The sequence below is a fragment of the Rhodococcus sp. EPR-157 genome (assembly GCF_001647195.1).
Taxonomy (GTDB): Bacteria; Actinomycetota; Actinomycetes; order Mycobacteriales; family Mycobacteriaceae; genus Rhodococcoides.
The window spans coordinates 1-8,829 of the sequence record NZ_LVCV01000253.1 but is presented as its reverse complement, the minus strand read 5'-3'; the positions used below and the strand labels follow the sequence as shown (position 1 = coordinate 8,829).

Genomic DNA, 8,829 nt, shown 5'->3' with positions numbered 1-8,829 from the left:
GACGCGGTCCACGAGGGGAAGGATCGGATTGATCTCATGGGTGACGAACATGACGGCGGTCCCGTGCTCCCGGCGTCGTCGATCGATCAGTTCGGACACCAGCCGCTGGTTGGCGAGATCGAGGCTGAGCAGAGGTTCGTCGCACAGCAGTACCGACGGATCTCCGACGAGTGCCTGCGCGATGCGCAACCGCTGCTGTTCGCCGCCGGACATGGTTCCGACGGGCGCTCCGGCAAACGAATTGGCGCCCACCTGGTCGATCGCGTCCTGGACGATGCGCTTGCGTTCGCGCATCCCACGGAATCCGATGCCCCACCGGTGACCGTCCCATCCGAGGCCGACGAGATCTCGCCCGCGTAACGGAAGGTCGTCGTCGATGCTGCGTTGCTGGGGTATGTAACCGACTCCGGATTGACCGCGATGCACCGGCGTTCCGGCGATCGCCGCGGTACCGGAAGTCAGGTTGTTCTGGCCGAGCAGGACCTTCAGGAGCGACGTCTTGCCGGAACCGTTCGGGCCGAGGACGGCAACGAACTCTCCGGGTTGGACGGTGAGGTCCAGGTTCTGCCACAGCGTGCGCTCGCCGAACGCCAGTCCGGCGTCACGCAGTTCTACAGCAGACATGCACTACAGCTTTCCAGGGCTGGCGAGCGCCCGCCGAGTCAGGATGCACTCAGCGCAGCATCGAGATCCTGAGCCGCCTTGGTTTGCCATTCGATGTAGGTCTGTCCCTCGGGGAGCGTCTCGGTGACCTCGACGACGGGGATGCCTGCTGCTTCGGCGGTCGACCGGATGTCCTGCGTGACTGCGTCCTGGGTCTGGATGTTGTAGACCAATGCCTTGACGGAGTTGGACGTGAACAGGTCGCGGGTAGCTGCGATCGACGCGGGGGACGGATCGGTGCCCTCTTCGATGGCGTCCTTGAAGTCCTCGGGGGTCTTGTCGTCGAGACCGGACTCTTCGATGAGGTAGTGCGCGATCGGCTCGGTCTGTGCGACCGGTACTGCGGGATAGTCGGCGGCGATCTTGGCCGTCACGTCGGTGATTGCGTGAACCTGTTCGTGAAAGTCCTCTGCATTGGCGGTGTACTGCGCAGCGTTCTCGGGATCGAGCTGTCCGAGCTTGTCGGCGATGGATTCTGCTGTGGCAGCGGCAGTTTCGACGTTGTACCAGACATGCTCGTTGATCTCGCCGTGATTGTGACCGTCGGTGGACTCGTGGCTCGTGTCCTCCGGCTCTTCGGCGTCTTCGTGTGCGTGGTCGGAATCGAGAAGTTCGAACGCGTTCACCGACGGCACATTCTGGCCTTCGGAGCCGAGGATGTCGGTGATGAACTCGTCGTATCCGCCACCGTTGTAGACCACGAGCGAGGCCTCCGCGACCTTGGCGGCATCACTGGGAGATGCCTCGTACGAGTGCGGATCGGCCGACGGGTCGGCGATGATCGACTCGACGGTGGCCAGGTTTCCGGCTACTGCTTCGGCGACACTGCCCCAGACATTGGTCGACGCGACGATGGTGATGGGCCCGTCGACGGCATTGGCCGGGGCCGAGGTGGTCGACGTCTCGGCGTCCGAACTGCACGCGCTCAGGGCCAGAGCGGCGGCGCAGGACAGTCCGACGAGCGCGGTGGTGGTACGACGCATTGGGGAACTCCTCGAGCGGCAGGATAAATGCAATTGGAAACCGTTACCGTTGTACTCTAGCGAGTCGGTGGCTCAGTATCGAATCGGGCCGATTTTCGCTGTGACCTGGTTTGCGACTAACGTCCGGGTATGTCCAGGTCGAGGGAGCCACGGCGCCCGGCTACGTTGGCGTCCATCGCGGCCGAGCTGAAGGTGTCTCGCACCACGGTGTCGAACGCGTACAACCGTCCCGACCAACTGTCCCCTGAGCTGCGTGAACGTGTGCACATGGCGGCGAAGCGTCGCGGGTACGCAGGCCCGGATCCGGTGGCGCGCTCGCTCCGTACCCGCAAGGCCGGCGCGGTCGGACTCGTACTCACCGAGGCTCTCAGCTACTCGTTCCGGGATCCAGCCGCGATGGCGTTCCTCGCCGGTCTGGCCGAATCGTGCGAGGCAGCCGGCCAAGGGCTTCTGCTCATCCCTGCTGGTCCGGATCGGGAAGACACTGCAGCCGCTGCCGTCGTCCAGCAGGCAGGCGTCGACGCGTTCGTCGTCTACTCCGTCGCCGACGACGATCCATACTTGCTGGCGGTCCGCGAACGGCACCTGCCGATCGTCATCTGCGACCAACCGCGGGGAGTGCCCGAGGCGGCACTCGTCGCGATCGATGACCGCGCCGCGATGAAGCTCCTCGCCGAACAGGTCATAGCACTCGGACACGAGCACATCGCCGTGCTGTGCATGAGATTGGGACGCGACCGTCGCGACGGCGTCGTACCCCCAGCGAGACTGGCAGACAGTCATTTTCACGTCCAGCGCGAACGAATCGCGGGTGTGAAGGAGGCGATGGTCGACGCCGGACTCGATCCGGAGTCGTTGACCGTCGTCGAGCGGTTCGAACACACCATGCGTTCCGGTCACTCGGCAGCTGCGCAGGCGTTACAGGCAAATCGCGACACCACGGCCCTGCTCTGCACGACCGACGTCCTTGCGCTGGGAGCACTGAACTTCGCCAAGGTCACGGGCATCGATGTGCCCGGCCAGCTCACGGTCACCGGATTCGACGGTGTCGAGGACGCCATCCGGGACAACCTCACCACCGTCCGTCAGGACGCAGAGGAGAAGGGGCGACGGGCAGGTGCGCTGCTGATGTCCACCTCGAGATCCGGCGTCGTATCGACCGAGTTCATGCCCACCGAGCTGTTCAAGGGGCGAACCGCCGGGCCGCCGCCGGGGTGAGCTTCGCCCGCCCACCATCGCTTGAATGGACCTTCGCAGCCATCTGATCGTATGGATGGACCTTTCAAGCGATGGTGGGCGCGGGCCGATGGTGGGCCGACGCCCGGATCAGCTCAGCAACGCCGCACACCGCAGCAGACCGAGGTGACTGTAGGCCTGCGGATGGTTGCCGAGGGAGCGCTCTGCGACTGGGTCGTACTCCTCGCTGAGGAGGCCGGTCGGTCCGGCGGCGCTGACGAGCTGGGTGAACAGGGCTTCCGCTTCCGAACGCTGCCCGGTCAGCAGGTAGGCCTCGACGAGCCACGCGGCGCACAGGTGGAAACCGCCTTCGCCGCCGGGCAATCCGTCGTCGTGGTGATAGCGGTACACCGTCGATCCGCTGCGAAGCTCTGCTTCGGTGGCGGTGACCGTCGCCGCGAACCGCGGATCCGACGCGTCGATCAGCCCGGACAGCCCGATGTGGAGCGTGGCGGCGTCGAGGTCGGAGCCGTCGTACGCGGCGGTGTAGGACTGTACTTCGTCGTTCCAGCCCTGCTCGAGGACCTCGGCTCGAATGGTCGAACGCAGTGTCTCCCAGCCCGGTTCGGTCTCGCGGTCGAACGTGGACGCGAGGGTGAGGGCCCGGTCGATCGTCATCCACCCCATCACCTTGGAGTAGACGTGGTGGCGCGGGTTGCCGCGGATCTCCCAGATGCCGTGATCGGGTTCGGACCACCGACGCTCGACGGCCTCGACCATCGACCGGACGAGGGACCAATCGTTCTCGGACAGCGCTTCTTTCCCGTGCAACCCCTTCGCCTCGCGAGCATGCGAGAGGGATGAGATGAGGTCGACGATGGGGCCGAACACGTCGAGCTGCACCTGCTGGTTCGCGGCGTTCCCGACGCGTACCGGCCGGGACCCGGCATAGCCCGGAAGCTCGTCGATGACAGCTTCCGGTGGCAGTCCGAGGCCCCAGATCGTGTACAGCGGATGCAACCGCTCGGGGCCCGGAACCGATTGCAACACACCGTGAATCCAGGAAAGGTAGTTCTCGGCTTCCTCTGTCGAGCCGAGGTTCACCAGTGCAGACGCGGTCAGTGCCGCGTCTCGTAGCCAGCAGTAGCGGTAGTCCCAGTTGCGGACGCCGCCGATCTCCTCCGGTAGAGAGGTGGTGGCTGCAGCCATGATCGAACCCGAATCGGAGTGCACCAAACCGCGTAGCGTCAGCGCCGACCGCTTCATCAGATCGCGCTTGAGCGGCGGCAGGGTCAGACCGTCGACCCAGTCCTTCCAGTAGGCCTCGGCGCGCTGTCGTCGTTCCGTCTCCGGAACCGCAGAAGGTTCGAGATCTTCGCTGCCGAGCCGTAGTTCGAGAACGATAGGACCCGAGGACGGGTCGACCTCGGCGTGCGCGGTCTGCTGCGCTCCGTCGGACACGATGTTCCATCGCACTCCAGGACTGCGCAGCACCATCGGATCCGCGGTTCCGTAGATGCGTAGACCGTCGTTCTCGGGTTCGAGGCGAGCCCAGACCTTGCCGAACTCGGGCCTCGGCGCGAATGTCACGACGGCGGTCGCTTTACCCGTGATGACCCGGGTCAGCGACGTCTGGCCACTGGGCACGTCGTGCGGCAGGTAGTCGGTGACCTGCAGGCTCGACCACTTGGTCTGCACGGTCATGGTGCCGTCGACGTACTGCTGGCTGAGCGGCAGGGCGGCACGGGTCGGTCCGACGCTGAAGTGGCCGGCTTCGTTGCCGCCGAGGAGGTGCGCGAAGATCGCCGCGGAGTCGGGTTCGGGGTGGCACAGCCAGGTCAGGTTCGCATCGGGGGTCACGAGCGCGACGGCATTGGGACTGGCCAACATGGTCAACCGCTCGATACGCGGGGCGTCCGCCCCGGACAGCCATTGCCGACGTTCCTCGAGGAGGAACGCGAGGGCGAGTGCGACCTGTGCGGTGCTGGCGATGCGGAACTCGGCCGCGCTGTCGCCGGTGCCGACCTTGACGCCGATGTCGGGGCCGTGGAGCCGGGCGAAGGCCTTCTCGTCGGTGACGTCGTCGCCGAAGAAGACCGCCGCCGTCGCGCCTTCTTGATGGCGAAGGATGTCGAGTGCGACGCCCTTGTCGGTGACGATGACGGCAAGCTCGATGACGGATTTGCCCTCCGTGATCTGCACGCCGTCGCGCAGAGCAACGCCGTTTCGAACCGCTTCGAGAGCGCGTTCGGCATCGTCGGGCTCGGCGTTGCGCACGTGCAGGGCCGCACTGGCGGGTTTGACCTCGACGGTCACGCCGGGGCAGCGGGCCGCGATCGACTGCATGTCGGTGGCGATGTCGTGCAGGAGCCTCTTGGCCTCGTCGTCGATGGCGTGGATGAAGCCCACGTCGAACTCGCTGCCGTGGCTGCCGACGAGCTGTACCTCGGCAGGCAGACGCGACAGCGTTGCCAGGTCGCGCAGTGCGCGACCGGAGATGACAGCGGCGGTGGTCCCAGCGAGGGTCGCGAGACCGCGCATGGCACTCACGGCTTCGGGGTGCGGAAACGCTTTCAACGGATCGGACACGATGGGCGCCATCGTGCCGTCGTAGTCGGAAGTGACGAGCAATCGAGGGGTCCGGGCAACGCCGATGAGGGCGCGGCGAAGTTCCAGCGGCAGATCCAGTGCAGTCACCTGAACGAATCTAGGCGATCAAGGCACAACCGCCTACTCGGACATCGTCGGGCTAGTCGATTGCCTTGGAGTCTCCGAGCAGAAGATCGACGGTCAGTTCGAGTCGCGCTGCCACATCGGTGGCGGAGGATCGCCGGGTCAACCATGCCACCAGATTCGACAGCCACACATCACTGATGACGCGAGCGATACTGAGCTGCAACTCCGTCGGCTCGCCGTCGCTCATCGCTTTGGCGAACAATCGGTCCATCAGGCGCCCGACCTGATCGACCTCGGCGGCGGCGGACGCGTCGGCGAACATGAAGGCTCGCGTCATCGCTTCGGTGAGCAGTGGATCACGTTGCATGGCCCGTGTGATCTGCCCGAGGATCAGGTGCATGCGCTCCTGGGGCGTCTGGCCGGGGGGAAGTTTGCGGCGGGAATCGATCTTCTCGAATTCGCGGGCCAGTGCCGATACCAGCAGATGGACCTTCGACGGGAAGTAGCGATACAGGGTTCCGACGGCTACATCGGCGCGCTCGGCGACCGCACGCATCTGGACGGCTTCGTATCCGCCCTTGGACGCGAGTGCGAGCGTGGAATCGAGGATGCGCTTGCGGCGTTCACGCTGTGCGTTGGAGCTGAGATCGTCGTCCGTGAGCACACCGACCGAACGGAGTGGCGTCAGATCGCCCGATCCGTTCTTGTCGGAAGGGCTCACTGCGCCCGACCTGGATGATGAGGTCATTGACGTTTTCCTTCGCACCTTGACTCGTGACCAGCTAGCGTATTAGAACACGTTCTAGATGGAAAAGTCATCACGAGACCTGGGGAAACCACTGTGACAATTGCCACGACCGAGGACCAGCGCGACGTCCAGCAATCGATTCGATCGTGGGTGTCTTCGGCCGATCCGATCGGAACTTTACGCGCTGACGAGCTGTCCGCTTGGCGTAGCCACTGGCAGGCGCTCGCCGATCTCGGGGTGTTCTCCGTTGCGGTGCCCGACAGTGCAGGGGGCGCGGGCGGCACCACGGCGGACCTCGCCGCGATGCTGGAGGAGACAGGCGCAGCACTCGTGGGCGGGCCGGTGATCGGGACGGTCCTGGCTGCGATCGTCCTGGCCAAGCACGGATCCGCCGCGGATATCTGCGACGGGCATACTCCCGTTGCCGTCGTCCTGTCCGGTGCAATTCCCGAGGCGCGAGCCGAGGAGAACTCACTGATCGTCGACGGCACCGCCGAACTCGCCTTCGGCGGTGCCGACGGCGTCGCGGTTCTGCTGCCGGTCAGTCGGGAGGGTGAGCAGGTCTGGTGCATTGTTGCCGCGGATACCCCAGGACTGAAGATCGAATCTGTTCTCGGCGTGGATCGGACGGTTCCGCTGGCTCGGGTGTCGCTCGAGGCGGTTCGAATCCCGGCGGACGCCGTCCTCGAGAACGTGTCGACGCAGTACGTGCACGATCTTGCCGTCACCCTCGCCGCCGCCGAAGCCGCAGGCATCGCTGGGTGGTGTCTGCGCACTGCCGTCGAACATGCGAAGTTTCGCGAGCAGTTCGGCGCGCCGATCGGGAGCTTTCAGGCCGTCAAACATCTGGCCGCCGACATGCTGTGCCGCGTGGAGAAGACGCGGGCAGCGGCGTGGGACGCTGCGGTGGCAGCCGACACCGCATCCGAGCAATTCTCGCTGTCGGCCGCAGTTGCAGGTGCGATCGCGCTGGATGCCGCCGTCGACACAGCAAAGGATTGCATTCAGATCCTGGGCGGAATCGGGTTCACCTGGGAGCACGACGCGCACTTCTACCTGCGTCGCGCGCTCGCTGTGCGGCAACTGCTCGGTGGCGCGACGCGGTGGCGCACACGGGTCACCGATCTGACGCGCGCGGGCATTCGCAGAACCCTTTCCGTCGATCTGGGTGCGGCAGAGGAGCTGCGCGCGAGAACCCGAGACGAGGTCGGGGAGATCGTCGCGTCCGAGGACCCTCGCGCGGCTCTCGCGTCGTCGGGTCTGGCCGCGGCGCACTGGCCGAAACCACACGGACGCGACGCGAGTCCCGCGGAGCAGCTGCTCTACGCCGAGGAACTTCATCGTGCGGGCATGACACCACCGGATCTGGTCATCGGCTGGTGGGCGGTCCCGACGATTCTCGAACACGGCACCGACGAGCAGATCGAGCGCTTCGCGGGCCCGACATTGCGAGGTGACATCACCTGGTGCCAGCTCTTCAGCGAACCGGAGGCGGGCTCGGATCTGGCCTCGTTGCGGACCACGGCGAAGAAGGTCGACGGTGGTTGGACGCTGCAGGGACACAAGATCTGGACCTCGCTCGCGCGGGAAGCGGACTGGGCGATCTGCCTGGCCCGAACCGACCGCGACGTCCCGAAGCACAAGGGAATCAGCTACTTCGTCCTCGACATGGCATCGCCTGGAATCCGCATCGAGCCACTCCGCGAGATCACCGGTGACGCGGTGTTCAACGAAGTGTTCCTCGACGGCGTCTTCGTCCCCGACGAGGGTCTCATCGGGCGCGAGAACGACGGCTGGAGGCTCGCACGCACGACCCTCGCGAACGAGCGCGTCGCGATGAGCAACGGTTCCACGCTGGGCTCTGCTCTCGAGGATGTCGTCGAAGCAACGGTCGGGGATGCGGGTGTGGCGGATCGACTCGGCGGTCTCATCGCCGACGGCCTTGTCGGATCGCTGCTCGAGTTCCGCGCGACGTTGCGACGGCTCGGCGGACAGGATCCGGGTGCGGAATCGAGCGTGCGCAAGCTGGTCGGCGTCCGTCATCGCCAGGATCTCGCGGAGTTCGCGTTGGAGGCGGTGGGACCCGTCGGCGCGGTCGAAGGTCCGCTCGCCAAGGAAATGTTGCTGACGAGATGTCTGTCCATCGCAGGCGGAACGACGCAGATCCTGCTGACTGTTGCGGCCGAGCGGATATTGGGGCTGCCGCGGTAGCGGGGGGTTGGGTCTGGTGATTGCCGCTCGAAGGTGTTAAAAATAGAACACGTTCTACCAATGCTGGTTCTCTCGTCGATAGGTGCTCAGGCGTGGACTTCACACGAGATTCGACCCAGACGACCATCGCCGAGATGGTCTCCGGACTATTGGCGCGCGAACCCGCGGACCTGTGGGCCGCGCTCTGGGACGCAGGACTGCTCACGATGTTGTTGCCCGAGTCGGCAGGCGGCGACGGCCTCGGTCTCCCCGAAGCGGCAACGGTGCTCACCGAACTCGCGCATGCCGGCGTGGTCGGTCCAGCCCTTGCGACTATCGGCTTCGGCGTCGTCCCGCTGGCCATGCTTGCGCCGGACGCGGTCGATCGAACGA

At 65.5% G+C, this 8,829-nt stretch carries 7 protein-coding genes; 3 read left to right on the top strand and 4 right to left on the bottom strand.

The window, feature by feature from the left end; translation table 11 throughout:
* On the bottom strand, positions 1–624 hold a 624-nt coding region (locus tag A2J03_RS11560; protein ID WP_068373682.1), incomplete at its 3' end, for a metal ABC transporter ATP-binding protein.
* 38 nt (positions 625–662) lie between these two features.
* Positions 663–1,646, bottom strand: a complete 984-nt coding sequence (locus tag A2J03_RS11555; protein WP_068373680.1) for a metal ABC transporter solute-binding protein, Zn/Mn family — start codon at positions 1,644–1,646, stop codon at positions 663–665.
* 129 nt (positions 1,647–1,775) lie between these two features.
* Between A2J03_RS11555 and A2J03_RS11550 the strand changes: the two genes are divergently transcribed.
* Positions 1,776–2,864: a LacI family DNA-binding transcriptional regulator gene (locus A2J03_RS11550; RefSeq protein ID WP_068373677.1), complete on the top strand. Its 1,089-nt coding sequence runs from the start codon at positions 1,776–1,778 to the stop codon at positions 2,862–2,864.
* 108 nt (positions 2,865–2,972) lie between these two features.
* On the opposite strand, the gene otsB is transcribed toward A2J03_RS11550, so the two are convergent.
* Both otsB and kstR read right to left on the bottom strand, forming a co-directional pair.
* Positions 2,973–5,519, bottom strand: a complete 2,547-nt coding sequence (otsB, locus tag A2J03_RS11545) for a trehalose-phosphatase (protein WP_068373674.1) — start codon at positions 5,517–5,519, stop codon at positions 2,973–2,975.
* 52 nt (positions 5,520–5,571) lie between these two features.
* Positions 5,572–6,246, bottom strand: coding sequence for a cholesterol catabolism transcriptional regulator KstR (gene kstR, locus A2J03_RS11540; protein ID WP_068373671.1), 675 nt, complete (start codon positions 6,244–6,246; stop codon positions 5,572–5,574).
* A 93-nt stretch (positions 6,247–6,339) separates the two neighbouring features.
* Here kstR and A2J03_RS11535 point away from each other — a divergent pair, with 93 nt between their 5' ends.
* Positions 6,340–8,457: an acyl-CoA dehydrogenase gene (locus tag A2J03_RS11535; protein WP_068373669.1), complete on the top strand. Its 2,118-nt coding sequence runs from the start codon at positions 6,340–6,342 to the stop codon at positions 8,455–8,457.
* A gap of 92 nt (positions 8,458–8,549) precedes the next feature.
* The coding region (locus tag A2J03_RS11530; protein ID WP_197480727.1) for an acyl-CoA dehydrogenase family protein at positions 8,550–8,829 on the top strand (280 nt) is incomplete at its 3' end.